The following is a 24617-nucleotide window of genomic DNA, read 5'->3' as shown; positions in this document are numbered from 1 at the left end:
GTCCCTCATACCTGGGCGTCGGCCGCACACTGCTCGCAGACCACCACCAGTTCCCGGCCGCCGGGATCGGGGTAGTTCGCGACGTTCTTCGTCTCCGCGCCACAGCGGGTGCAGGCCCCGATGACCTTCGCGTGGTCGGAGAAGTCCAGGCTCATCCGTTTGTCGAACACATACAGCGAGCCGTCCCACAGACCGTCGTCTCCGTACTTCTCGCCATAGCGGACGATGCCACCGTCGAGTTGGTACACCTCGTTGAAGCCACGGTTGCGCATCAGCACCGACAACACCTCGCAGCGCACGCCGCCGGTGCAATAGGTGACAACCGGTTTGTCCTTGAGGTGGTCATACTCGCCGCGCTCGATCAGGTCGATGAAGTCGCGAGTGGTCTCGGTCGGCGGTACGACCGCATCGCGGAACCGGCCGATCTGGGCCTCGAGGTGATTGCGGCCGTCGAAGAAGACCACGTCGTCGCCCCGTTCGTCGACCAGTTTGTGGACGCCTTCGGGGCTCAGGTGGGTGCCGCCGCCGACCACTCCGGACTCGTCGACCTGTACTTCACCGGGTGTACCGAACGTGACGATCTCGGGGCGAACCTTCACGCTCAGGCGAGGGAAGTCGTCGCCGAGCCCGTCGGACCACTTGATGTCGGCGTTCTTGAACGCCGGGTAGGCCCGCGTTCCGCGTACATAACGCTTGACCGCACCGATGTCGCCGCCGACCGTGCTGTTGATTCCGTGCTCGGAGATGATGATCCGGCCCGTGACCCCGACTGCTTCGCATAATGTGTGCTGCCAAAGCCGTATTGCCTCGGGGTCGGCGATCGGCGTGAAGACATAAAAAAGCACAATCTTGGGTGTCGACACACAGGTAAGGGTACTGACATGGGGAAATCAACGATCGGGATGGTGCTGGTGTGCGCCGCGGCGATCGTCACCCTCGGGGGATGTTTGGCCGAGGACGGGCCGAGTACCAAGGAGCTACCGCCCACCGACGAGTTGTCCACCGAGCGGCCGACGTCCACCAGCACCACGACCTCTCGCGGTACGTCGACCACCACCACCCGATCCGGCGCCCTGACGATCGGCGAGGTGATCAGCATCGCACCACGGGTCGACAACACCGATTTCCACGAGGCGGCCCCCGCCGCGGGTGAGGCGGTGCAGGACACCTCCGAGTTCCATTTCAGTACCACCGACGGCGAAGTCCACTGCTCGACCGTGGACCGCGACGCCGCCACCCTGGCGTGTGACGTGGCGGGCGAGGACGCGCGGTCCGAACCCAACTCGACTCCGGCGGCCTGCACCTGGGAAGGTGGCTACGTGGTCCTGACAGAGACGTCCACCCAGGGCACCTGCACCGACACACCGTGGGTATGGGTCCGCAGCGAACCGCTGCTGTCCGGTTCGACGATCTCGGTCGGGAACTTCCAATGCCTGGCAACCCCCACCGGGTTGTACTGCCTGAATACCAGGTCAGACAACGGTTTTGCCGTCCGGGACGGTGCATATCGGGCAATTTCCGGGGCCGATCCGGCACCTGCGGCGCTGACCGAGATCCCGGCGCCTGGCGAGCCGATCGCCACCCCGGCCGGTTGAGAAGAAACGGCTATAGACTTCAACGCATCACATGTGGCCTCGGCCGGAGGCGAAGTTGACGTCCGTGAAAGGTGAAGGTCATGACCTATCCCCCGCCGTACGACCCGAACAACGACCCGCTGCGCAAGCGCGACGACAGTTCCGATACCCAAGGCAGTACCCCGACCCCGGGTGACGAATACCAACAGCCCGGCTACCAGCAACCCGGGTATCAACAACCGGGATACCAGGCCCCCGGGTACCAGCAGCCGGACTACTCCCAGCCAGGCTACGAACAACCGGGCTTCGGTTATCAACAGCCTGGTTATCAACAGCCGGGGTACCAGCTGCCCGGCTACCCTGTCCCCGGTGGCTACGGGTATCCCGTCAATCGGGAGACCAACTCGAACGCCATCATCGCGCTTGTCTGCGGTATTGCCGCCTTCGTGATCTGCGGGCTCGGCGCCATCCCGGCGATCATTTTCGGCAACAAGGCAATTGACGAGATCAATGCATCGGGCGGCACCCAGGACGGCCTGGGGATGGCCCAGGCCGGACGCATCATCGGATGGGTCGCGGTCGCGCTGTGGACGATCGGCATCGCACTGTTCGTGATCCTGCTGATCGCGGCCGGGGCGTCGTCGAACTGATCGTCAGGACAGCAGCAGCACACCGCAGGCGATCAGTGCGGCGAACTTGACCACCTCGAAACCGATGTAGACCAGGTGCGCTCGCGAACCCGCACCGCTCTCGTCACCGGCCAGCACGCGATCCGAACGACGGGCCAGCGCCGGCCGCACACCCACGATCTGGACGACCAGCGCGCCGATGGCAACAGCGGCCGCCGCCACGGTGGCCGTTGTCGGTGATCCGATGATGAGCCCGGCCACCAGGGCGGCGGCAAGCACCGCCTCGGCAATGTTCAACGCGCGGAACACGAGTCGGCCGATGCCCAGTCCGATGCTCAGCGTCACCTCCGGCGCCCGGAACTTCAGGGGCGCCTCGATGAACGAGATCGCGAACACCATGCCGATCCACACGAATACCGCTGCTGTCGCCAAACCCACGTCGCAATCCCCCAACTCGTTTCCGCTGACTAATCCTCTGGCAGACCAGAGAATTCGATGACCGCTATCAGATCGTCGATGGCCTGACACAACTCGATGATCCGATCCACCGTGCCCGGCGCCGACAGAACCTTCAACCGGTCCGCAGGCCCCAGCCCCAGGCGGACCGCGGTGTCGTAGACCTTGGCATCGACCGGTCCATCGCCGCTCAGCGGCTCGACCAACCGATCTTCGACAACGATTCCGCGCACGCGGGACAGCACCGACGACAGTCCGTCGAGTCTCTCCCGAAGGGGCTCCAGATCTGCCGGATACGCGATGGGATCGGTGCTCGGCCACATCGTGATGTCTGCCATCGGATAAGGGTTGTCGGGCAGCCACGATCGGACCCGGAATCGGTCGGTACCGACGCACGTGAGGTGATAGCGCCCATCGGGTTGGGCGGTGCATTCTTCGATCTGTGCAAGTGTCCCGACGTCGACTCGTTCTTCACCGCCACCGACCTCACTGCCGCGCGAGATCAGCACGACACCAAAGCTGTTCGTTCCGTCGATCGCCGTGCAGTCGGCCACCATCTGCCGGTATCGGTGCTCGAATACCTGCAGACTCAGCGTTTCGCCGGGCAGCAACGCGATTCCCAGCGGGAACATCGGGTGTGCGGTCATCTCTCAAGCATGCCTGGCGAACTCGCCCCGGCACAGCCCGACCGGCCGATCTGGTCAGAAGTGCTCATCGCAGGCCACGGCCCAGCAGCCGGTCCGTTCCGGCGGCGCGAATCGCGGATACCCGCTGCAACACCCGCGCATACCGCGGCATCACCTCGACGGGTTGATGACGGACGGCATGGGTGATCCACGACGCCGCCTCGTCCGCCGTCAGCGCAGGCAGCCCGTCGTATTCGGCGGTGGGTGCGATCATCGGGGTCCGGATGAGGGGGAAATAGACCGTGGTGACCGCGATTCCGTCGCAGGCGAGTTCTGTTCCGATGCTCCTGCCGACGATGCTCAGGGCCGCTTTCGACCCCGCGTAGGCCGAGAACTTCGGCATCGATCCGGCGGGCACGCCCCACGTCGAGATGTTGATGATGTGCCCGCTCCCACGCACTTTCATGCCGGGCAGGAATCCCAGCATCAGGCCCACCGGACCGAAGTAGTTGACCGCCATGGTGCGGCGATAGTCGTGCAGTCGGTCGACCGAGTCGATGGCGGTACGCCGGATGGACCGTCCGGCGTTGTTGACCAACACATCTGGCGTCCCGTGTTCCTCGAGGATCTCATCGACGAGCCGCCGGACGTCCGCCTCGTCGGCCAGGTCCGCGGGATGGCAATGCGCAACACCGCCGTCGGCCACGATGCGGTCCCGAACGGCTTTCAATCCCTCCGCGCCGCGCGCAACCAGGATCAGTTCGGCGCCCTGTTTGCCCAGTGCCAGTGCGGCGGCTTCGCCAACTCCTGACGACGCGCCCGTGATCACGATCGCGGAATCACGGATCGGCGCGGATGTGCCGGCCATGAAGGTGGCGCCGAGCGAATGCGGACGGGCGAGGCCGAAGCGGGCCAGGTGCGCGCCGAGGCGCCGGGCTGTCGTCATGACTGCCCACCCTTACACACCCGCGGCGACGATCGGACAGAGGTCGAACCGAGGGTCAGGACTTGGCGGCCGCGAACTCCCGCACCAGGGCGTCATCGAATGCCGGTAGGTCGTCGGGATTGCGGCTCGTGATCAGCACGTTGGGTCCTGCGGTGCAGACCATGACCTCGCGGTCGACCCACTGGCCTCCGGCGTTGGTGATGTCGGTACGCACGCTCGGGTACGACGTCAGGGTGCGCCCACCGAGTACGCCGGCCTCCACCAGCGTCCACGGTGCGTGACAGATCGCGGCCACCGGTTTGCCCTCGGTGAAGAACGACGCGATGAACTGCACCGCGTCGGGGTCGGTTCGCAGGTTGTCCGGGTTGGCGACACCACCGGGCAACACCAGGGCATCGAAATCGGCCGATGGAACCTCCGAGACCACGGCGTCGACCGCAAACGTGTCGGCCTTGTCGAGGTGGTTGTAGGCCTGGATCTTGCCGGCCTCCGTTGACACCAGATGCGGCGTGCCACCGGCGCTGCGAACCGCTTCCCAGGGCTGTGTCAGCTCCACCTGTTCGGCACCTTCGGGTGCCACGAGAAACGCGATCTGCTGTCCGTCGAGTTCATGTGCCATGTTCTTTCACCTACCCGCGCCGGTGACGCCGCAAACCATCCGACGCCCTGTGGTCAGCGCACGGCGGCCGGCGCCGAGGCGGGCCGCACCAGCCCGCGCGGACGGACGATGCCGAGTTCGAGATGCGTGATCACTCCGGGTGGCGCATCGCAGACATCGGGGATGGCGTTGGCGCCGATATAGCCCGTCCACGGCAGAGCACCGTTGCCGTCCTCATCGTTGACGCGGACGCCGCGGGACAGGCTCAGGTCCAGGCCCGGTTCGCCCTCGATGACCACCCGGTAGTTGGTGTCGTCCCCGCAGTCGAAACGAGGTTCGATGTCATCGCCCATGACCCAGAAACCGTGGAACGTGATCAGCGGCGCGCCGTCGGCCCACGCAGTCCATTCGTAGTGCTGGCCGGCAACTGTTCCGGCCTCGACAACGCCACCGGGATACGCGATGTCCTTGGTGGCGGTGGCCAGTTCCAGCGTCGTGGTGATGTCGGTGATCGTCGCGCCCAGGGTCTGGGCGATCATCTCCATCGACTGCGCATAGATGTGATGGGTGTCGGGAGAGCGGCTCGGGTTGGCGAGCACCTCGTCGGGAGCGCGCCCGAAGCCAAGGGCCGGAATGTAGTTGGAGGGATGTGCAAGGAAGTCCGCGGTCTCGTACACGTGAATTCGGTCGATCCGGCTCATCAGGCGTAGCAAGGTCAGTGGCAGCAGATCGCTCGCGAATCCCGGATGCAGCCCGGACCCATGGAATGAGGTGCCGCCGGCTCGGCAGGCCTCCTCGACCGTGTCGAGGAACTCACTCGTGCGCTCTGTGCGGAAGAACGGGCCCATCGGGGTGACGACGTTCTTGCCGGATCGCAGCAGCCGACAGACCATGTCGAGGTCCGGCAACGTTCCGCGGGGTGCAAAGTGCACACAATCGGCGTCCAGCGCGATGATGGCATCGACGTCGTCCGTGGCGATCACGCCGGTATCCGGCAGATCCACGAGTTCACCGGCATCCTTCCCGACCTTGTCGGGGTCGGTGACAACGACTCCGACCAGTTCGAACGCAGGATTTTCCACGAAATGTCGTATCGCCTGGCGGCCGACCTTTCCGGTGGCCCACTGGATCACGCGGTAGACGGGCTCTGCATGCGACGTCGTCATGGGACTCCTGAGTGTGTGTCGGGTAACTCAACGTAACACGACAAAGAGTGCCCTTCTCGCAATCGAGAACGGAGTTCCGCAGCAAAAGATCCCGTGATCAGCACGTTTTAGCACCGGTTCGACAGCGGCACCCCGAACCACTGGACGTGACAGGAGTCACAGATTTACGGTGGGGTATGGCTACCAAGACATACAGAAAGCAGGTCGTCCACCACTGCCCCACCTGCGGCCAGCACATGGAGGTCGAGGTGCACGAGTTCCGCACGTTCGGGGGCGATATCCACAAAACGAAATCAGACCCGGCATGCACCAACACGGAGTGCCCTGAGCACAAGCCTCCGGGCTGAGCTGAGATCAACCCGGCCCACCGGGACTAGGTCCGGACGGCGCGAATCAGGTCCGCGCAACGCTCACCGACCATCATCACGGTGATGTTGGGGTTCACGGTGGTGTGTTCGGGGAAGACCGAGGCGTCAGCCACCCGCAGACCCTGCACGCCTTTGACGCGGAGTTCGGGATCGAGCGGCGAGTCGATGTCGTCGACGGCGCCCATCCGGACACTGCCCGCCAGGTGATAGACGGTGTTGTGCGTACGGCGGATGTAGTCGGCGAGGTCCTCGTCTGACTGGACGTCGATCCCCGGGAACAGTTCGATCCCCGTCCACGGCTCCATCGCCGGTTGGGCAACGATCTCGCGGGCGCGTCGGATCCCGGCGATCATGATTCGCATGTCGTAGCCGTCGGGGTCGGTGAAGTAGCGCGGATCTACCAGCGGCTTGTCCCGAAAATCGCGGGTCCGTAGCCGGATCGATCCACGCGAGTGGGCATGTGTCACATTCGGGGTGAGTACGAAGACGTTCTCCGACGTCGGGTACCCCTGCCGAACGGTGTGCATGTCGAAGGGCACAGATCCGTAATGCATCATCAGGTCCGGACGATCGAGACCATCGTCGATGGTGTCGAAGATGCCGATTTCCCACCACTGCGTCGACTCGGTTGGCATGGGCTGCTTCGCCTCCCAAGAGATCACACCTTCGGGGTGATCCTGCAGATGCGATCCGACACCCGGTGAGTCCACCAGCACATCGATGTCGAACTCCCGCAGGTGATCCGCCGGACCGATCCCCGACAACATCAACAGCTTCGGCGAATCCACCGCACCGGCCGACAACACCACTTCGGAGTTCGCCCGGATCGTCCGGGTGTGGCCGAACTGGTTGTCGACCACATCGACACCCACACAACGGGTCCCGTCGAAGACGAGCTTCTTGGCCCGCAGCCCGGTCAGCAGTGTGAAGTTGGAGCGATCGGCGATCGGATGGATGTACGACACCGACGACGACGAGCGGGTCCCGTCGGCGCGGCGATTGATCTGAAAGAAGTTGGCGCCGTGGACAACCGTGGGTCCGGTGTTGAACTTCTCGGTCGGGATACCGGCTTCGGCGCAGGCTTTGAGCAGTGCCACACCGCAGGGATCGGCGGGCGGGACATTCATCAGGTGGACCGGGCCGTCCGCACCGTGGTGCGGATACTCCGGGCCGGCATCTTCGTTGGTCTCGAGCCGCTTGATCAACGGCCACACCGACTCCTTGTTCCACCCCGTGGCACCGTATTTCGATTCCCATCCGTCGATGTCCTCGGCGGGTGGCCAGAATGCGATACACGAGTTGTGTGACGAGCATCCGCCCATCACCCGCGCCCGGGCGTGACGCAGGAACGAGTTGCCGTTCTCCTGCGGCTCCACCACATAGTCCCAGTCGTAACCGGACTCGAGCAGCTCCATCCAGCGATCCAGTTGCAGCACTTCAGGAATGCCGTGATCGTCCGGGCCGGCCTCGATCAGCGCAACACTGATCGACGGATCCTCCGACAGTCGTGCCGCCACCGCACAACCGGCCGATCCGCCACCGACGACCACATAGTCGAAAACCCGCTCTGTGCTCATTTGCCGTTCTCCGAACTCGTATCCTCGAACCAGCCGGTCACTGCCGGCGCGATGTTCTGGTAGACGTGCTTGGCCTCGCGGTACTCACCGAGACCCATGGGCCCCAACTCGCGTCCGACGCCTGATTGACCGAAGCCGCCCCACTCCGCCTGCGGGAGATACGGATGATAATCGTTGATCCAGATCGTTCCGTGCCGCAACCGATTTGCCACCCGCTGCGCTTTGCCCGCGTCCTGAGTCCAGACCGCGCCCGCCAGGCCGTAGACGGTGTCGTTGGCGATCGCCACGGCGTCGTCTTCGTCGGTGAAGGTCTCGATGGTGACCACCGGGCCGAAGGCCTCGTCGACCACCACGGACATGCCCCGGCGTACCTGATCCAGGACCGTCGGCAGGTAGTAATAGCCGGCATCGAGATCGGATTCGCCCGATGTGCCGGTGCCGTATTCACCACCACAACGCAACCGCGCACCTTCCGCGACACCCTTGCGTATGTACGCGTCGACCTTGTCCCGGTGCGCCGCCGAGATCAGCGGACCGGTCTCGGCCGCATCGTCGAATGGACCGCCGAGCCGGATCTGCTTCGCCCGGGCGACCAGCGCATCGGTGAACTTCTCGGCAATGCTGTCCTGCACCACGATTCGCGCACCCGCCGAGCAGACCTGCCCCGAGTGCACAAACGCCCCGTTGAGCGCGTTGTCGACGGCGGCGTCAAAATCGGCATCGGCGAAGATCACATTCGGATTCTTGCCACCCAACTCGAGCGCGACCTTCTTCACCGTTGCCGCAGCGGCGGCGGCGATGACCCGACCGGTGACCAGGCCACCGGTGAACGAGACCATATCGATGTCGGGATGCTCCGACAGGGCTGCGCCTGCCTGGGGTCCGGTGCCGGTGACCAGGTTGGCCACACCCGGAGGTAGACCCAGATCGTCGAAGACCCGCATCATCAAGATCGCGGTATGTGGCGTCAGTTCAGCAGGTTTGAGGATGAACGTGCAGCCGGCCGCCAGGGCAGGCGCCATCTTCCATGCCGCTTGCAACAGTGGATAGTTCCACGGCGTGATCATCCCGCAGACCCCCACCGGTTCGTACTGGACCCGGCTGACGACCTCGTTGCTGCCTGCATCCACCAGGCGACCGGCATCCTGCGCCGCAGCACGCCCGAAGTATTCGAAACAGGCTGTGATGTCGTCCATGTCGATCTCGGACTCGACGAGGCGCTTGCCGGTGTCGAGGGTTTCCGCCCGGGCGAACTCCGATTTTCGTTCCCGCAGCGTCGCGGCCACCCGGAGCAGGAAGGCACCACGATCGGCTGCGGGCACCGACGACCACCGGGCGTCATCGAATGCCTGGCGGGCTGCTGCGATGGCCCGCTCGGTGTCGGCTGGGCCGGCCTCGCTGACCGTGCCGACCAGCTCGCGCGTTGCGGGACACTCGATGTCGCGGGTGCCCCCGTCAACCGCGGATTCCCACGTGCCGTTGATGAACAGGGTTTGTGCGGTCATGGCTCCTCTTTGGTGGTGGGTGTCGCGCCTTCCGTTCCGTCGGCGTCATCTGCGTCTTCGCGCGTCGACTCGAAGTCGGTGGACCAGTCGATGACCGGTGCGGCGTCGACGGTGGTCGAATCGCCACCGACCGAGCGGCGCAAGAACTCGAGGTGGCGTTCATAGTGATCGAGCACATTGCTGATTAGCTGGTCCTTGGAGAATCCGAATACGTCGAACCCGCTGCTACCGGAGGCGGTGAAGACCTCGAGCCGGAAGAACTTGCCCGGACTCTTCGGCAGCCTTCCGTATTGCGGGATCAGATGTTCGGTCGGATAGACCTGGTAGTGGAAACCCCGCTCCCCCGCGTACAGGACGTCGATGTGATAGGCGTGGATGCCATACGATTCGACCAATTGTTCACCAACCGTCGCTTCCCTTCCGGCAGAGGTCAATTCGTCAGCGACCTCGCGCAGTGCCGGACCGACAACGGTCTTGGCGTAACGCTCGGCCGCGGCGGCATCGGGGTATCGCACCGAACGCGCGATGCGCTGACGCCAGTGCAGCTCTGTCCCGCCTGCCGTCCGGCTCGAGAGCACCTTCGGAATCGACAGACGCGCCGATTCGACCCAGTGTTGCTCCACCTGAAGCGCTTTGAACAAGCCCAGCATGATGAAGACGATCACGATGGCGAACGGAACACCCATGATGATCGTTGCATTCTGCAACGTGGCGATGCCGCCGATCAACAACATCGAAAAGGTCAGCACGCCGGTGGCCACGGCCCAGAAGATGCGCACCCAGGCCGGGCCGTCGGAGTCGTTGTCCGGCATCCGTGAACTGAAATGCGACATCACCAGTGCCCCAGAATCTGCGCTGGTCACGTAGAACAGCAACCCGGTGAAGGTGGCGACGACAATCAGGAATGGTGCGGCCGGGTACTCCTTGAGCAGGCCGTAGAAGCCCTCCTCCGGCACATTCACCGCGGTGTCGCCGAACTCTGTGTTACCGCCTCGGACCAGCTCGATCGCACTGTTTCCGAAGATCGAGATCCACAGCAGGATGAACATGAACGGAACCGTCAAGGTGCCGAGCACGAATTGGCGGATCGTTCGTCCACGGGAGATCCGGGCCAGGAACAAGCCGACAAACGGCGCCCAGGCGATCCACCAGGCCCAGAAGAACAGCGTCCACGACGACAGCCATTCATCGGGTCGATCGTAGGCAAACGTATCGAGAGTCATCCCGGGGAACCGGCTGATGAAGTCGCCGGTGTTCTGCACGATGCCGTCGAACAGGTACGCGGTGGATCCCGCGATGAGGATGAAGAGCATCAGGCACACGGCAACGATCACGTTGAGTTCGGACAGTCGGCGCACACCCTTGTCGAGGCCGGACACCGCCGACACGGTGGCGATCAGAACCGCGATCGCGATGAGCCCGGCCTGCGCCCAGGTGCCTCGTTCGATGCCGAAGAGTTCGTCGAGGCCCACATTGAGTTGCGCCACACCGATTCCCAGGCTGGTCGCCAAACCGAAGATCGCGCCGAGCAGGGCAGCTATGTCGACAAAATTGCCGAGGCCACCCTCGACCCGCTTCCCGAAGATCGGATACAGGGCCGATCGGATACTCAACGGAAGATTGTGCCGGTAGGCGAAGTAGCCCAGCGCCATACCGATCAGCGCGTACAGGGCCCAGCCGATGATCCCGTAGTGAAACAGCGTCCACGTCAACGCCTGTCGAGCTGCTTCGGTTGTCTGACCCTCGCCCTCCGGTGGCGCGAGGTACTGCGTGACGGGTTCGGCGACCGAGAAGAACATGAGGTCGATACCGATTCCGGCGGCAAACAACATGGCCGTCCAGGAGAACAGGTTGTAGACCGGTTTCGAGTGGTCGGGCCCGAGTTTGACCCGGCCCACCGCTGACAGCGCGGCCCACACCACGAACGCGAGGACGACCGTGACCAGCAGGATGTAGAACCAGCCGAGATTGGTGGCGACCCAGCTCACCGCCGTGCCGATAACGTCGTCGGCGCCCTCCTGATCGATCAGCGCCCAGACGATGATCCCGATGATCCCGACACTGGAACCGATGAAAACCGGCCAGTTCACGGAGACCTTTTGCGGCGATTTGGTCGATGCGTCAGAGCCTTCAGATGGGGCGGAACTCTGTGGGTTATCGGTAGAAATGGCCATATCGCGTCCTCAAGTGGTTGTCCGAAACTGCGTCGGGGTCAAACCAAAATCAGTCAATGTTTTCTCTGGCAAATCATCGCTTAACAACGTATCAGCGTTCGGAGTCCGACTTCCCCGGGATGCGGCAAGCAATAGGTCAGACCCAGCTCCATGGACAACGATCGCCTCAAGACGATGGTCTGATTGAGCGCCTCGCTGTGATCAGGAGTGTCGCACCATGAGGTTTCAGCGTGGAGCCATCCGAATCGCACCGTCGAGGCGGATGGTCTCGCCGTTGACATATCCGTTCTGTAGCAACGTAAGTGCCATCCCCGCGTAGTCTTCGGGGTCGCCGAGCCGCTTGGGGAACGGAACGTCGGCGGCGAGCCCTTCCCGGATGTCCTCGCGGAGGCGAGCAAGCATCGGTGTGTCGAATACACCCGGGGCGATGGTGTTCACCCGAATACCCACACTGGCGAGGTCTCGGGCCGATACGAGGGTGATGCCGTGGACCGCGGCCTTGGATGCGGTATATGACGTTTGCCCGATCTGCCCATCGAATGCCGCTACCGAGGCAGTCAGCACGATTGCGCCCCGTTCACCGTCGATCGGTTCATTGCGCGCGATGCGGGACGCCGCCAACCTCAGCACGTTGTACGTACCGACGAGGTTGACCTCGATGACATTCCTGAAACTGTCGAGCGGAGCCGGGTTCTTGTCCCGGTCCAGGATCCGCATCCGGTCTCCGCCGCGACCGGCGCAGTGCACGGCTCCGCGTAGGGGCCCGTGGACTTCGGCTGCATCGAGCGCTTCGGTGAGCGACACCTCGTCGGTGATGTCTGCGGGCACGAACAGCGCCGCGTCGCCGAGGCTCTTGGCGGTTGTCGTGCCGTCTGATGTTGCCAAGTCTGTGATCACCACTCGCCCACCTCCTTCGACGATGGCGGCAGCGGTCGCGGCACCTAGACCGGAGGCTCCGCCCGTGACGAGGAAGGTGTTGTCTTTCAGTTGCATGAAGTAGCCAGACTCTCTCGGGTTCATCAGCGCACGCGGTCGCGTAGGTCACATCAAACAATATGTACCGGATCACAGTGGCGCTTCGCCCGCGCACCGAACATAGGCTGAAGCCCAATCACTTCGTGCGCGTCGAGCCCGCCCCCACCCGAGCCAACCGAAGGAATTCAGATGTCGATCCGCAGCTTGAATCACGCTGTCCTGTTCGTCTCGGACGTCACGCGCAGCGCGGTGTTCTATTGCGACGTATTGGGATTTGAACGACTCCCGATCGATTTCCCCGGCGGCGCATTCCTCCGCGGCGCCGGTTCGGCCAACGACCACGATCTCGGCCTGTTTCAGGCCACCGGCCCTCGTGCCGCCGACGGTTCGGTCGGTCTTTACCACCTCGCCTGGGAAGTGGAGACCCTTGCTGAACTCGCACGGACCCGCGATCGACTCCAGGCTGCCTGCGCACTGAATGGAGCGTCGAACCATGCCGGAACCAAGGCCCTGTACGGCCGGGACCCCGACGGCCTCGAATTCGAGGTCACCTGGTTGGTACCCGATTCCCGACTCGACGAAGAGATCGTGCCCGGCGTGGCGCCGACCCGCGCCCTCGACCTCGACGTCGAGATCGAGCGATACGGCGCCGAGACCCCCGGCGGTCCGCGTGCTGATCGGGAGTTGATGTCACGGATCATGGCTCGTCTCGCCGACCACGCTCGTTGATCACCCCCCCCCTTGGTAATCACTAGGCATTTGCCTAGTGTGATGTAGGCCACTTCGTGTGACGGTGTCAGGAGAACTCACACCTGGAGGCACTGATGAGCGCACCGACAACCAACGAACATGGCCACGTGGCGGATGTCCTCGCCAATGCGGTGATCGACGATCCCGACGCCGGGATATTCCGTACCAATCGACGCATCTTCACCGACGAAGACATCTTCGAACTCGAGATGAAGCACATCTTCGAGGGCAACTGGATCTATCTGGCCCACGAGAGTCAGGTCGCGAATCCCGGTGACTATTTCACGACGAACATCGGTCGACAACCGGTGGTCATCACCCGGGACAAGCAGGGTGAGTTGCACTGCCTGGTGAACGCCTGCGCCCACCGCGGTGCCATGATCTGTCGGCGCAAGACCGACAACCGAACCACCTTGACCTGCCCGTTCCACGGTTGGACGTTCCGCAACGACGGAACACTGCTCAAGGTCAAGGATCCCGAAGGTGCCGGATATCCGGAGTCGTTCAACGTCAACGGTTCTCACAACATGACCCGGGTCGCCCGGTTCGACAGCTACCGGGGATTCCTGTTCGGCAGTTTGAGCGCCGACGTGCTGCCGCTCCGTGAGCATCTCGGTGACACCACGACCGTCATCGACATGCTCGTCGACCAGTCCCCACAGGGTCTCGAGGTATTGAGGGGTAGCTCGACGTACACCTACGACGGCAACTGGAAGGTGCAGGCGGAGAACGGCGCCGACGGTTATCACGTGACCGCGACCCACTGGAATTACGCCGCGACCACATCGCGCCGCGGAACCGGCGAGTCGAAGAACGACACCAAGGCACTGGACGCCGGCAGTTGGGGTAAGACCGGCGGCGGATACTGGTCGTATCCGAACGGCCATCTGTGCCTGTGGACCTGGGCAGGCAATCCGCAGGACCGACCGCTCTGGGACAAGCTCGATGAGCTCAAGGAAGAGTTCGGAGATGCCAAGGGCGAGTTCATGGTCAAGGGTTCACGCAACCTGTGCCTCTACCCGAACGTGTATCTGATGGACCAGTTCTCCACGCAGATCCGCCACTTCCGGCCAATCGCTCCGGACAAGACCGAGGTCACGATCTACTGCATCGCGCCCAAGGGCGAAAGCGATGAGGCCCGTGCACACCGGATCCGGCAATACGAAGACTTCTTCAACGCCTCTGGCATGGCAACCCCGGACGACCTCGAAGAGTTCCGGTCCTGCCAGCTCACGTTCCGGGCACAGGCCGCTCCCTGGAACGACATGAGCCGCGGTGCACAGCATTGGCGTACCGGTCCCGACGACGTCGCCATCTCCCTCGGGATGGAGAACATCATCTCGGCGGGTGTCAAGAACGAGGACGAAGGCCTCTACCCGGTCCAGCACGGGTACTGGCTCGACACCATGCGCACGGCATTGACCGCAGAAGAGCAGACCGAGACCGGAGCGAACCGATGACCACAACCGAAACCGGCACTGCCCTGATCACGCAGAACATCATCGAGCAGTTCCTCTATCGAGAAGCGCGATACCTCGACGACCGCGAGTTCGAGAAGTGGCTGGACTGCTATGCCGACGACGTCGTCTACTGGATGCCCGCCTGGGACGACAACGATCGTCTGGTGGAGGATCCACAGCGCGACATCTCGCTGATCTACTACGGCAACAAGGGCGGTCTCGAGGACCGGGTGTTCCGCATCAGAACCGAACGTTCTTCTGCCACATCGCTTCCCGAACCCCGAACCAGCCACAACATCAGCAACGTCGAGGTCATCGAACGGCGCGGGGATCTGGTTGATGTTCGATTCAATTGGCACACCATGTATTTCCGGTACAAGACCGTCGATCCGTACTACGGCACCTCGTTCTACACGATCGACTTCTCCCGAGAGCAACCCCTGATCCGGCGCAAGACCGTGGTGCTGAAGAACGACTACATCCACCACGTCGTCGACGTCTACCACTTCTAGAGGATCCGGATATGACAACCACCGAACAGGCGCCCACTTCGGCGGCCGCCCCTGAGCTCGACCACCAGATCGCGCTGTCGTTCGAGGACGGCGTCACCCGTTTCATCACCTGCCGGGAAGACCAGACGGTGGCCGACGCCTCGTACCGTCAGCGCATCAACATTCCGCTGGACTGCCGCGACGGAGCCTGCGGCACGTGCAAGGCGCTCTGCGAGTCCGGCGACTACGACGGTGGAACCTACATCGACGACGCCCTGTCGCAAGACGAGGCCGCGGCCGGGTACGCACTGCCGTGCAGCATGAAACCACGGTCGAACCTGGTGCTCCAGATCGCCGCCACCTCCGCGATCGCCAAGACCGAGGCGGCCACCTACACCGGCACACTCGTCGAACTCGAACACCTCTCACCGACCACGGTGCGGTTCGCGGTGGAGATCGCCAATCGGCCCGCACTGGCCTTCCTGCCCGGGCAGTACGTCAACATCTCGGTGCCCGGCACCGACGTCACTCGCAGCTACTCATTCAGCAACGACCCTGGCGCTGAGCGGCTGAGCTTCCTGGTCAAACTCAACCCTGGCGGCGCGATGTCGGACTACCTCGCCGACCGGGCGGCAATCGGCGACACCCTCACCTTCACCGGGCCTCACGGTTCGTTCTTCCTCCGCGAAAGCGACCGTCCCGTACTACTTCTGGCCGGCGGTACCGGACTGGCACCGATCCTGTCCATGCTGCGCAAGCTCGACACCGAGGGCAGCACCCGCAAGATTCACCTGATCTACGGTGTCGGCACCGACAACGACCTGGTGGAGACCGCGTCACTCGACGCACTGGCCACCCGGCTCGATGGATTCACCTGGGACCACTGCGTGACCGATCCGACCAGCGCCGCGCCCAACAAGGGGTACGTCACGAGTCTCATTGCACCGCAACATCTCTACGACGGAGATGTCGCGCTCTACCTCTGCGGTCCACCGCCGATGGTCGAGTCGGTGCGAGTCCACGTCAAGGACGCCGGGATCGAACCGACCGGCTTCTACTACGAGAAGTTCGCACTCGCGGTACCGGCCGCCACCACACCCGCGGCCACTGAATCACCGGCCGAGGAACCGAACTCCGATGAGGAACTGATCCCGGCACCGGAGGCACGTGCCATCGCCGCACAGACGATGTTGCCTGCCGCGCAGATCGAACCCTGGCCGACGCCGGTCGAGGTGATCGACGAGGGCACCGCGCCGCGGCAGATCGCCGCGCAGATCATGTTCCCCGCCGAACCCGTGACCGAACCCCACACCCGGGTCTCCGGTACGGACGCGGCCGAGCCCGAATCCGTCCGGGCGGCGGTCACGACGGCCCCGCGTGTGCCGGTGACGAGCCCGGTCACCGTGGGCACCGGCGGGTACCAGATCGGCGAGGATCATCCGGCCGTATACGAGTCCGATGCGATCTTCGAGGCGCGCTCGGCTCTGGAACTCGGCGCGCTCGAGGTCACCTTGGGCCGCTTGAGCACCAGGCAGCTGGCCGGGTACCGGTTGCTCGCCGAGTCCACACTGCCGCACGTGGCGGATGATCACTTCGTCGACGCGGCCGAATACACCGAGACCAACGCCGCGTTTCACGACTATCTGTTCACCCTGACAGGTAACGAACACCTGCTGCAGGCCTACACGGCGCTGGGGGTCAAAGGCCGGATGAGCGAGGTCTTGCGCAACGCAACCTGGTGCCATCCACTGTGCGCTCAGGACCACATGGGCATCGTTGCCGCCTTCGAAACCGGCGACCGCGACACCGCACGATCGCTGATCATCGCCCATGCCGACAGATCCAAGCAGACGATGCGCCGAGCCATGGCCGAAACCCGAGCGGCCCGCGCGCCACGCTTCGTCACGCCCGGCAGATTCACCGGGAAGGTTGTGGTCGTCACCGGCGCCGCGCAGGGTATCGGCGAGCACACCGCACGCCGCATCAGTGCCGAGGGCGGTGAACTCGTCCTCGTCGACCGGTCCGAACTCGTCAAAGACCTCGCCGACGAGTTGACCGCGGGCGGGACCAACGCCATCGCGGTCACCGCGGATCTGGAGCACTGGGAAGGTGCGGACAGCGTTGTCCACCAGGCCCTGTCGGCGTTCGGCCAGGTCGACGTCCTGATCAACAATGTCGGCGGCGCCATCAACTTCAAACCGTTCATCGAGTTCACCGACGCCGAGATCCGCGCCGAGATCGACCGCTCGCTGCTCACCACCCTGTACACATGCCGCGCAGCCCTGCCGACGATGGTCGACCGCGGCAGTGGCGTCATCGTCAACGTCTCCTCCGCCGCCACGCGCGGTATCAACCGCATCCCGTATTCGGCGGCCAAAGGCGGGATCAATGCCATCACCGCCTCCCTGGCGATGGAGTACGCCGACGCCGGTATCCGCGTGGTGGCGACCGCACCCGGTGGCACCGAGGCTCCCCCGCGGCGCATCTCGCGGGGCACACCGCTGCCGGTGGATGAGACCCAACGCGCATGGCAACAAGCTCATGTTGATCAGACGATCGGATCATCGCTCATGAAGCGGTACGGCACCCTCGAGGAACAGTCCGCGGCCATCTGCTTCCTGGCCTCCGACGAGGCGTCGTACATCACCGGGACGATCCTCCCGGTCGCGGGCGGAGACCGTGGGTGAATCTCCCCGGACATAGGTCGACCCGGTCCTAGAATGGATCGATGAGGTCTACGACGGTCTGTGTCGGGCGGGACCGTGAACTCGGGGCGATCGCTGCACGACTCGCAGCGACCGCCACCGACGGCGCGTGGATCGTCGCAGTGTGTGGAGAAGAAGGCATCGGGAAGACCACATTCGTGCAAGCCCTTGCCGACGCACACGACGGATCGGTGTGGTCGGCCGCCACCGCGCCGTGGGAGTCCGCAAGCGCCGGCGCAGTTCTCCACCAACTCTTCCGGCAAGACCTGCCAGGCAACGCTCTCGACGCCGCCGCGCGGATTGCCGAGTATGCCTCGGCTGCAACTGATTCCACCGGACCATGCCTGGTGATCATCGATGACGCCGAGCAATCCGATGCACTGTCTTTGCAGGCCTTGGCAACTGCGGTTCGCCATCATCGCAGCATCCCGCTGCTGGTGGTCCTGACCATCACCGACCCGGCATCGCAGGCGGCCGCGCTCGCCTCCGACATCGTGGTGCTCGACGGCCTCGACGCCGCCGCCGTCGATGAGCTCGCGCGTCGCCGGGCCACAGAGATCCATCCGGCGATGCTCACGGAGCTGACCGAGCACACCGGTGGCAACCCACGGCATGTCTCGGAGCTGCTCGATGAACTCCCGGCGGGGGTCTGGACCCATCCGGGCACAGCGCTACCCGCACCGGCGCGCGTGGTGTCGCGTGTGCGTGCACAGCTCGGCCGGTGCGGGCCGGAGGGGCGGTCGCTGATCGAGGCATTGGCCATCCTCGGAGATTCCGGTTCGTTCACCGAGGCTGTGACACTTGCCGATTCGCCCTCACCGTTGACCGCCATCGACGAGGGCAAAGCCGCGGGACTGCTCGTCGACGCACCCGAAATCCGGCATTCCTATGGCGCCGTGCTCCGAGATCGGCTCACCCGGGTCGCGGTCCTCGACATCATGGGTGCCGCCTCGGGGGGACGCACCCACCTGCGGGCCGCCGACATCATCGACGATCCGGTCCGCAGCCTGATCCACCGCGTCACCGCCACCGCCACCACCGATCAGGAGCTGGCCGCGGAGGCCGAGGTCTTGGCTCGCCAACGCGGCACGGCGGGCGCCTGGTCGGAAGCTGCCGAGCTCTTCCGGGCGGCCAGTCGTCTCTCGACCGACAAGTCGTCGCGCGAAGACCGTCTGACCCGCACCGCGGATTCGCTGGTGGCAGCGGGCCATACCGCGGCAGCACTCTCGCTGGTCCCCGAGATCGAGGCAATGCCCGAGACAGCACTGGGCAATGCGGTGCTCGCCTATCTCGCGATCGTTCGCGGCCGCGCCGCCGAAGCCGAAATCCGGATGCAGCGGGCGTGGGACATCGTCGACAGCAGCACCGACCCCGAGGCGGCAGCACTCATCGCCCAGCGCCACGTCCTGCATTCGTTGAGTCGCTGCCGTGGTCATGACGTGGTCGAATGGGTCGACCGGGCACTGGCTTTGGCGCAGCCCGACTCCCCCGCCGCCATCGAGGCGGAAGCGATCCGCGGCCTGGGTCTCGCGTCGGCAGGCCGGCCTGATCTGGCCAACGATGCCTATCGCGGCCTGGCACGGCGCGTGCACCCCGGCGTCCAGGCGCAGCGTGTCAGTCTCGGCCGAGGCTGGCTCCAACTTGCCAACGACGACATCGACGGCGCCCGTACCAATCTCGAAACCGCCGTTGCCACCGCCCATATGGGCGGTTCCGCGCGAATCTCGATGTGGGCCTACGGCTGGTTGGCCCGGTTGCAGTTCCTCACCGGCGATTGGGACCAGGCGCTGAGCACCGTTGCCGATGGTCGCCGGTTGGCTGATACGAGCGGAATCGTTCTGGCCACACCGCTTCTGGAATGGACCGCGGTCCAGGTCCATGTGTTGCGAGGATCCTGGGACCACGCGCACGATGCCCTGCACGCCGCCGAGTCCGTCACGCGGGATTACGAGATCATGCGGGCACCGGCCCTGATCGCCCGGGCCCAGATCGCCGAGGCGACCGCCGACTACGTAGCCGTGATCCGCGCACTGGATCCGGTCCGTGCCATGGCGCCGGGAACCGCGCTCGAACAGCCCGGCTTCTGGCCGTGGGCCGATGTTCTGGCCAATGCCCTGGTGATAGACGGACAACTCGCCGCCGCCCAATCCCTGTTGGACACACAGGAAGAACTCGCAGGCAAGACCGGTCACCGGTCGACACTGGCCCGACTCGGATACGCACGCGGGCGACTTCTCGGAGCGTCGGGCGATCTGCCAGGGGCCCGGCGGTCGTTCGAGAAGGCATTGTCGTTGCTGGACGGCCTACCGCTGCGCTATGACTTGGCGCGCGTCAATTTTGCCTACGGCCAGACCTTGCGCCGGGCAGGTAAGCGACGGTCAGCCGACCCACTCCTGTCCGCAGCGCGCGACATCTACGCCTCATTGGGTGCAACAACATACTCCGAACGCTGCGACCGGGAACTGCGGGCCGGGGGCGTGAACGCCACCCTCTCGCGCGCGGACGCCGACCTGACACCCCAGGAAGACGCGGTCATAAAGCTTGTTTCCCAAGGGCTTACGAACAAAGAAGTGGCTGCAGAGCTCTACGTCTCACCCAAGACGGTGCAATATCATCTCACCCGCATCTACTCGAAGCTCGGCCTGCGGTCGCGCGTCGAGCTGGCCAATCGGTACCACTAGCCCTCAGCGCTGCCTGCTGCCCAGATCCGCACTCAGATCGGCCGCGACCTCGACGAGGAAGTCAGCAGTCTGTGCCGCAAAGGATTCGGCAGTCGATCGCGCCGATGACGTCGAACAGGCCAGCGCACCGACCACCGTTCCGCCGGCATCTCGCACCGGTGCCGCGAGCGAGATCAACCCCACTTCGAGTTCCTGCTCGGTCAGCGCGTATCCGCGCGTCCGGACGTTGTCGAGCTCGCGTTCGAGGTCGGCGCCGGAAGCGATCGTCGACTCCGTCAACCGTTGCCCAAAATCGATCTGTTCGATGAGCGCCTCCACAGCGGCAGGCGACGCCCAGGCCAGCAGAACCCGGCCCATGGACGTGGCGTACGCCGGGATTCGCGTCCCGACCGACACATTGATGCTCATGATCCGACGGACCGGGACACGCGCCGCGTAAACCACGTCGAGACCGTCGAGCACACCCAACGATGCCGACTCATGGGTTGTCTCCGCGATTCGCAGCAGGTGGGGCATCGCGGTGTCCGCGAGCGAGTGCGATGCGGTGTAATGCTGCCCGATGCTCAGCACGCGGGGGGTCAGGGACCACCGCCCGCCGCTTCCGGCGACGTAACCCAGGCGCTGCAGGGTCAGCAGGATTCTGCGCACCGCAGGCCGGGAAAGCTCGGTGGCAGTGGCCAATTCGGCCAGGGTCGGGTTCGGCCGATCGGCATCGAAAGCCAGGAGCACGGCAAAGCCGCGCTCGATGCTCTGGATGTAGTCCCGATCTCTGTCCACACCGATCTCGGTCACAGGTGTCCCTCCTGGTTGTCCGCGGGATCCACCGTACGCATTGCGGGCAGACTGCGGGCCGTCAGGTGGCGGATTCGCCTGTTGTCGATCAGCGTGCGGATGCTGCACGGGCCACGTCGGCCGTGATGGCCGCCGCGGTCTTCAGCAGTTCGGGAAGCAGGTCGTCGCGCACAGCGTCGAGGCTGTACCGCGCGGACTGGGTGGACATGTTCACCGCAGCGATCACCGAGCCGTCACGCCCATGAATCGGTGCCGCCAGCGAACGCAGACCCAATTCGAGTTCCTCGTCGACGATGCAGAACCCGTCGTGCCGGACCCGCTCGATCTCGTCCCGCAGTTCGGTGGTCGTGAGCTTGGTGCGTTCGGTCAGGGCGACCGGCGACACCCGCTCGAGGTAATCGTCGAGGTCCGACGGTTCCAGACCCGCGAGCAGAACCCGCCCCATCGACGTCGCGTATGCCGGGAATCGGGTACCGATCGTGATGGACACCGCCATGATCCGGCTCACCGGCACACGCGCGACGTAGACGATGTCGTCGCCGTCGAGTATCGACACCGATGCCGATTCGTGCACCGCGGCGGTCAGCGCTTCGAGATGGGGTCCGGCGACCTCCGGCAGCGACAGGCTGGACAAATAGCTGTAACCGAGGTCCAGTACGCGCGGGGTGAGCCAGAAAGCAGTGCCGTCAGACCGCACGTACCCGAGATCGGCAAGGGTCAGAAGGAACCGTCGGGCAGCTGGCCGCGACAGCCCGGTGGACGCCGCGACCTCGCTGACGCTTTGCCGGGGATGCTCGGCATCGAACGCACGGATCACCGCCAGCCCGCGGGCAAGTGACTGGACATGATCACCGGAGCCGGCAGTCATGATCGCAAAATGTGGTCGCGAAGAAGCGCCGATACCGCGGCGGGCTGCTCTCGATTCACCAGATGCGCTCCGGGATCGAGGATTTCGAGCCGGGATCCTTCGATCCCGTCGACCAGAATCTGAAGTGTCGCCGGTGGTGTCGAGGGATCCTGGGCTCCGGCGATCGCCAGCGTCGGCGCGGTGATCTCTGTGAGTTCATCGCGAGAATCCCAGTGCGCCAACGCCTCGCAGCAGGCCGCATAGCCCTCACTGTCGGTGCCCTGCACCATCTTCAGTGCCATCTGTACCAGCGCGGGATCAGCGGCTGCCAGATCACTCGTGAACCAACGCCCGACAACGGCCTCGGCGATGGATGCGGCGCCCTGTGCACGGACGGTCGCCGCGCGCTCGAACCAGGCGTCGGACTCACCGAACTTGGCCGCGGTGCAGAGCAACGCCAAAGTCTTCACGCGGGCCCGATAGGAAATGGCGAGTTGTTGCGCAACGGCACCGCCTAGCGAGAGGCCCACGGCGTGAAAGTCGTTGACACCCAGTTCGTCCAGGGTGGCGATCACGTCATCGGCCAGGTCGGAGACGCGGTACGGTCCCGTCGGCGTCGGCGAGGTTCCGTGTCCACGGTGATCGAGGGCGATGGCCCGACACCCGGCACCCGCCAAGGCCTCTCGCTGCGGATCCCACATCGACCTGTTCGAACCGAGGGAACCCAGTAATACAACCGTCTGCTCTGCGTCGCCGGTACCGCTCACGACATGACCTAACCGAACAGGCATCATCATCCTTTCGTTGTACGCTATTCGTACACTTGTACTATATGCGTACAAGCGCTACGGTGTCCATATGCTCGACAAAGTCATCAGCACCCCAGCCCAAGCAGTCAGCGACATCCCCGACGGCGCATCACTCGCCGTCGGCGGCTTCGGCCTGGTAGGTGTGCCCGAGGTCCTCATCAAAGCCCTGCTCGAACAGGGCGCAACCAACCTCGAAACGGTGAGCAACAACTGCGGCACCAACGGATTCGGACTCGGCCTACTCCTCAATGACCACCGCATCCGGCGAACGATCTCGTCCTACGTCGGGTCCAACGAGGAGTTCGCCCGGCAATATCTGTCCGGCGAACTCGAGGTCGAACTGACCCCGCAGGGCACGCTTGCCGAGCGCCTGCGCGCCGGCGGTGCGGGCATCTCCGCGTTCTTCACCCCGGCCGGTGTCGGCACTGCGGTCGCCGAAGGCGGACTGCCATTGCGGTACGACGGATCGGGGGGCGTCCTCCTGGCCAGTCCACCCAAGGAAACCCGCGTCTTCGACGGTGAAACCTACGTCCTCGAGCGGGGCATCGTCACCGACTACGCACTTGTGCACGCATGGAAGGGCGATCGCCACGGCAATCTCGTCTTCCGTCGCAGCGCACGCAACTTCAATCCGCCTGCCGCGACCGCCGGGCGAATCACCATCGCCCAGGTCGAAGAGCTTGTCGAGCCCGGGGACATCGACCCAGATCAGGTACATGTCCCGGGTATCCACGTCCAACGCGTGGTGCACGTCGGCAAGGTCGAGGTGGGCATAGAGAACAGGACGGTACGAGCATGAGCTGGACACGCCCACAGATGGCCGCCCGCGTGGCCGCTGAACTCGAAGACGGTCAATACGTCAATCTCGGCATCGGTATGCCCACCCTCGTCCCGAGCTATCTCCCGCCGGACATCTCCGTCGAATTGCATTCAGAAAACGGGGTTCTCGGCGTCGGACCGTATCCCACCGAAGAAGAGGTCGACCCCGAACTGATCAACGCAGGCAAAGAGACCATCACCGTGAACCCCGGCGCCTCCTACTTCGACTCGGCCGATTCGTTCGCGATGATCCGCGGCGGACACGTCGATGTCGCGGTCCTCGGCGCCATGCAGGTCAGCGCCGGTGGCGATCTGGCGAACTGGATGGTCCCCGGACAGATGGTCAAAGGCATGGGCGGCGCGATGGATCTGGTCCACGGAGCCCGCAAGGTCATCGTGATGATGGACCACCTCACGCGCAAAGGTGCCCCGAAGATCCTCGACACCTGCGACCTACCCCTGACCGGAAAAGCCTGCGTCCAAAGGATCATCACCGATCTCGCGGTCCTGGACGTCACCCCCGCCGGTTTGCGCCTGGTCGAACTCGCTCCGGACGTGACCTACGACGAACTCCAGGCAAAAACCGGCACGACCATTCTCGTCGACGCCGACGTCCCCGCCTGACCTCTGCACCCACAAACCCACCCGCTCCAGTCATTTCCACACGTT

Annotated in this window: 22 protein-coding genes; 9 read left to right on the top strand and 13 right to left on the bottom strand. The window is 64.4% G+C overall.

The genetic code is table 11. From position 1 onward, the window contains the following. Positions 1-5: 5 nt before the first annotated feature. Positions 6-863 carry an oxygen-dependent tRNA uridine(34) hydroxylase TrhO gene (gene trhO / locus AC56PL_RS04245; RefSeq protein WP_495515134.1) on the bottom strand — a complete coding sequence of 286 codons (858 nt, stop codon included), beginning with the start codon at positions 861-863 and terminating at the stop codon, positions 6-8. Positions 864-881: 18 nt separating this feature from the next. On the opposite strand from trhO, the gene AC56PL_RS04240 reads away from it, so the two are divergent. Together AC56PL_RS04240 and AC56PL_RS04235 are read left to right on the top strand one after the other, a co-directional pair. Continuing rightward, the gene (locus AC56PL_RS04240) at positions 882-1595 is read left to right on the top strand and encodes a hypothetical protein (protein WP_497153078.1); all 714 of its coding nucleotides are present in this window, start codon (positions 882-884) and stop codon (positions 1593-1595) included. Positions 1596-1675: 80 nt separating this feature from the next. Further along, positions 1676-2224 carry a DUF4190 domain-containing protein gene (locus AC56PL_RS04235; RefSeq protein ID WP_497153077.1) on the top strand — a complete coding sequence of 183 codons (549 nt, stop codon included), beginning with the start codon at positions 1676-1678 and terminating at the stop codon, positions 2222-2224. Positions 2225-2227: 3 nt separating this feature from the next. On the opposite strand, the gene AC56PL_RS04230 is transcribed toward AC56PL_RS04235, so the two are convergent. The 9 genes from AC56PL_RS04230 to AC56PL_RS04190 form a co-directional block, all read right to left on the bottom strand. Further along, positions 2228-2602: a hypothetical protein gene (locus AC56PL_RS04230; protein ID WP_497153561.1), complete on the bottom strand. Its 375-nt coding sequence runs from the start codon at positions 2600-2602 to the stop codon at positions 2228-2230. A gap of 68 nt (positions 2603-2670) precedes the next feature. Further along, positions 2671-3306 carry an LON peptidase substrate-binding domain-containing protein gene (locus AC56PL_RS04225; RefSeq protein ID WP_497153076.1) on the bottom strand — a complete coding sequence of 212 codons (636 nt, stop codon included), beginning with the start codon at positions 3304-3306 and terminating at the stop codon, positions 2671-2673. 64 nt (positions 3307-3370) lie between these two features. Beyond that, positions 3371-4231 carry an SDR family NAD(P)-dependent oxidoreductase gene (locus tag AC56PL_RS04220; RefSeq protein ID WP_497153075.1) on the bottom strand — a complete coding sequence of 287 codons (861 nt, stop codon included), beginning with the start codon at positions 4229-4231 and terminating at the stop codon, positions 3371-3373. Between the two features lie 55 nt (positions 4232-4286). After that, complete coding sequence (locus tag AC56PL_RS04215) at positions 4287-4850, bottom strand: DJ-1/PfpI/YhbO family deglycase/protease (RefSeq protein ID WP_495515129.1); 564 nt, start codon at positions 4848-4850, stop codon at positions 4287-4289. A 53-nt stretch (positions 4851-4903) separates the two neighbouring features. Continuing rightward, the gene (locus AC56PL_RS04210; RefSeq protein WP_497153074.1) at positions 4904-5995 is read right to left on the bottom strand and encodes an NAD(P)H-dependent amine dehydrogenase family protein; all 1092 of its coding nucleotides are present in this window, start codon (positions 5993-5995) and stop codon (positions 4904-4906) included. Between the two features lie 373 nt (positions 5996-6368). Then, positions 6369-7940 (bottom strand): GMC family oxidoreductase, encoded by a 1572-nt coding sequence (locus tag AC56PL_RS04205; protein WP_497153073.1) that lies wholly within the window; start codon positions 7938-7940, stop codon positions 6369-6371. Further along, on the bottom strand, positions 7937-9445 hold the full coding sequence (locus AC56PL_RS04200) for an aldehyde dehydrogenase family protein (protein ID WP_497153072.1): 1509 nt from the start codon (positions 9443-9445) through the stop codon (positions 7937-7939). Before AC56PL_RS04200 ends, AC56PL_RS04205 begins: the two co-directional genes overlap by 4 nt. Further along, positions 9442-11619 (bottom strand): choline BCCT transporter BetT, encoded by a 2178-nt coding sequence (gene betT, locus AC56PL_RS04195; RefSeq protein WP_495515125.1) that lies wholly within the window; start codon positions 11617-11619, stop codon positions 9442-9444. Before betT ends, AC56PL_RS04200 begins: the two co-directional genes overlap by 4 nt. Before the next feature lie 225 nt (positions 11620-11844). Then, positions 11845-12612 (bottom strand): SDR family NAD(P)-dependent oxidoreductase, encoded by a 768-nt coding sequence (locus AC56PL_RS04190; RefSeq protein ID WP_497153560.1) that lies wholly within the window; start codon positions 12610-12612, stop codon positions 11845-11847. 171 nt (positions 12613-12783) lie between these two features. On the opposite strand from AC56PL_RS04190, the gene AC56PL_RS04185 reads away from it, so the two are divergent. The 5 genes from AC56PL_RS04185 (at position 12784) to AC56PL_RS04165 (ending at position 20681) form a co-directional block, all read left to right on the top strand. Continuing rightward, on the top strand, positions 12784-13323 hold the full coding sequence (locus tag AC56PL_RS04185; protein ID WP_497153071.1) for a VOC family protein: 540 nt from the start codon (positions 12784-12786) through the stop codon (positions 13321-13323). Between the two features lie 95 nt (positions 13324-13418). Then, the gene (gene benA, locus AC56PL_RS04180) at positions 13419-14804 is read left to right on the top strand and encodes a benzoate 1,2-dioxygenase large subunit (protein ID WP_495515123.1); all 1386 of its coding nucleotides are present in this window, start codon (positions 13419-13421) and stop codon (positions 14802-14804) included. Beyond that, positions 14801-15316: a benzoate 1,2-dioxygenase small subunit gene (gene benB, locus AC56PL_RS04175; RefSeq protein ID WP_495515122.1), complete on the top strand. Its 516-nt coding sequence runs from the start codon at positions 14801-14803 to the stop codon at positions 15314-15316. Before benA ends, benB begins: the two co-directional genes overlap by 4 nt. An 11-nt stretch (positions 15317-15327) precedes the next feature. Further along, positions 15328-17982, top strand: coding sequence for a benzoate 1,2-dioxygenase electron transfer component BenC (benC, locus tag AC56PL_RS04170; RefSeq protein WP_497153070.1), 2655 nt, complete (start codon positions 15328-15330; stop codon positions 17980-17982). A 41-nt stretch (positions 17983-18023) separates the two neighbouring features. Then, positions 18024-20681: a helix-turn-helix transcriptional regulator gene (locus AC56PL_RS04165; RefSeq protein WP_497153069.1), complete on the top strand. Its 2658-nt coding sequence runs from the start codon at positions 18024-18026 to the stop codon at positions 20679-20681. 3 nt (positions 20682-20684) lie between these two features. Here AC56PL_RS04165 and AC56PL_RS04160 read toward each other — a convergent pair whose 3' ends face one another. From AC56PL_RS04160 to pcaD, 3 genes are all read right to left on the bottom strand, one after another. Next, positions 20685-21464 (bottom strand): IclR family transcriptional regulator domain-containing protein, encoded by a 780-nt coding sequence (locus AC56PL_RS04160; RefSeq protein WP_495516037.1) that lies wholly within the window; start codon positions 21462-21464, stop codon positions 20685-20687. A gap of 97 nt (positions 21465-21561) precedes the next feature. Continuing rightward, the gene (locus tag AC56PL_RS04155) at positions 21562-22341 is read right to left on the bottom strand and encodes an IclR family transcriptional regulator domain-containing protein (RefSeq protein ID WP_495515119.1); all 780 of its coding nucleotides are present in this window, start codon (positions 22339-22341) and stop codon (positions 21562-21564) included. Beyond that, on the bottom strand, positions 22338-23087 hold the full coding sequence (gene pcaD / locus AC56PL_RS04150; protein WP_495515118.1) for a 3-oxoadipate enol-lactonase: 750 nt from the start codon (positions 23085-23087) through the stop codon (positions 22338-22340). The genes AC56PL_RS04155 and pcaD overlap by 4 nt, the downstream gene beginning before the upstream one ends. Before the next feature lie 91 nt (positions 23088-23178). Here pcaD and AC56PL_RS04145 point away from each other — a divergent pair, with 91 nt between their 5' ends. Continuing rightward, complete coding sequence (locus AC56PL_RS04145; protein ID WP_482135271.1) at positions 23179-23928, top strand: CoA transferase subunit A; 750 nt, start codon at positions 23179-23181, stop codon at positions 23926-23928. Then, the gene (locus AC56PL_RS04140; protein WP_497153068.1) at positions 23925-24572 is read left to right on the top strand and encodes a CoA transferase subunit B; all 648 of its coding nucleotides are present in this window, start codon (positions 23925-23927) and stop codon (positions 24570-24572) included. The genes AC56PL_RS04145 and AC56PL_RS04140 overlap by 4 nt, the downstream gene beginning before the upstream one ends. Positions 24573-24617: the final 45 nt, after the last annotated feature.

This window comes from Williamsia sp. Y721, assembly GCF_059683565.1.
This window is presented reverse-complemented; position numbering and strand designations above follow the sequence as displayed.

Bases quoted from the DNA above. Each gene is read 5' to 3' on its own strand.
- AC56PL_RS04155 (WP_495515119.1), bottom strand. From the start codon at position 22,341: ATGACTGCCGGCTCCGGTGATCATGTCCAGTCACTTGCCCGCGGGCTG.
- AC56PL_RS04200 (WP_497153072.1), bottom strand. From the start codon at position 9,445: ATGACCGCACAAACCCTGTTCATCAACGGCACGTGGGAATCCGCGGTT.
- benB (WP_495515122.1), top strand. From the start codon at position 14,801: ATGACCACAACCGAAACCGGCACTGCCCTGATCACGCAGAACATCATC.
- AC56PL_RS04215 (WP_495515129.1), bottom strand. From the start codon at position 4,850: ATGGCACATGAACTCGACGGACAGCAGATCGCGTTTCTCGTGGCACCC.
- AC56PL_RS04235 (WP_497153077.1), top strand. From the start codon at position 1,676: ATGACCTATCCCCCGCCGTACGACCCGAACAACGACCCGCTGCGCAAG.
- AC56PL_RS04220 (WP_497153075.1), bottom strand. From the start codon at position 4,231: ATGACGACAGCCCGGCGCCTCGGCGCGCACCTGGCCCGCTTCGGCCTC.
- AC56PL_RS04225 (WP_497153076.1), bottom strand. From the start codon at position 3,306: ATGACCGCACACCCGATGTTCCCGCTGGGAATCGCGTTGCTGCCCGGC.
- AC56PL_RS04185 (WP_497153071.1), top strand. From the start codon at position 12,784: ATGTCGATCCGCAGCTTGAATCACGCTGTCCTGTTCGTCTCGGACGTC.
- AC56PL_RS04205 (WP_497153073.1), bottom strand. From the start codon at position 7,940: ATGAGCACAGAGCGGGTTTTCGACTATGTGGTCGTCGGTGGCGGATCG.
- AC56PL_RS04165 (WP_497153069.1), top strand. From the start codon at position 18,024: ATGAGGTCTACGACGGTCTGTGTCGGGCGGGACCGTGAACTCGGGGCG.
- AC56PL_RS04230 (WP_497153561.1), bottom strand. From the start codon at position 2,602: ATGGTGTTCGCGATCTCGTTCATCGAGGCGCCCCTGAAGTTCCGGGCG.
- benC (WP_497153070.1), top strand. From the start codon at position 15,328: ATGACAACCACCGAACAGGCGCCCACTTCGGCGGCCGCCCCTGAGCTC.
- AC56PL_RS04140 (WP_497153068.1), top strand. From the start codon at position 23,925: ATGAGCTGGACACGCCCACAGATGGCCGCCCGCGTGGCCGCTGAACTC.
- AC56PL_RS04145 (WP_482135271.1), top strand. From the start codon at position 23,179: ATGCTCGACAAAGTCATCAGCACCCCAGCCCAAGCAGTCAGCGACATC.
- betT (WP_495515125.1), bottom strand. From the start codon at position 11,619: ATGGCCATTTCTACCGATAACCCACAGAGTTCCGCCCCATCTGAAGGC.
- benA (WP_495515123.1), top strand. From the start codon at position 13,419: ATGAGCGCACCGACAACCAACGAACATGGCCACGTGGCGGATGTCCTC.
- AC56PL_RS04240 (WP_497153078.1), top strand. From the start codon at position 882: ATGGGGAAATCAACGATCGGGATGGTGCTGGTGTGCGCCGCGGCGATC.
- AC56PL_RS04190 (WP_497153560.1), bottom strand. From the start codon at position 12,612: ATGCAACTGAAAGACAACACCTTCCTCGTCACGGGCGGAGCCTCCGGT.
- AC56PL_RS04210 (WP_497153074.1), bottom strand. From the start codon at position 5,995: ATGACGACGTCGCATGCAGAGCCCGTCTACCGCGTGATCCAGTGGGCC.